Here is a 420-nt window from a genome sequence, read left to right on the forward strand (position 1 = left end):
GTCCATGAGTACACGTATGAAAGATTCTCTCGTGATAGACGCTTTTTTACAAGGATATAAGAAAGAACATCCGAAAATAGGATTAATTATTCATACAGACCAAGGGTCTCAGTATACAAGCAGTAATTTTCAAGCCACACTCAAAAAATATGGTGCTGTTTCGAGTGTCAGTAGAAAAGGAAACCCTTATGACAATGCATTGATGGAATCCTTTTACAAAACCATAAAAAGAGAGCTTATTCAAGGTGCCAAATTTAAAACACCTGAACAAGCTCGGACAGAAATATTTAAATATATAGAGTTGTATTACAATACAAAAAGAATGCATTCTTCTTTGGATTATCTTTCTCCTATCGAATTTGAGAAAGCCTATTCATAATATTCACCTAACTTAGTGTCCAGTAAATGTTGACAAGTCCA

Annotated in this window: 1 protein-coding gene; it reads left to right on the forward strand. The window is 33.8% G+C overall.

Going from position 1 to position 420, the window contains the following annotated elements:
* Positions 1-379, forward strand: a 379-nt coding sequence (locus HRG09_RS28430) for an integrase core domain-containing protein (protein WP_174104113.1), incomplete at its 5' end; no start/stop codon positions are given.
* Positions 380-420 lie beyond the last annotated feature (41 nt).

It is taken from the genome of Bacillus sp. Xin1 (assembly GCF_013314535.1).
Classification (GTDB): domain Bacteria; phylum Bacillota; class Bacilli; order Bacillales; family Bacillaceae_G; genus Bacillus_A.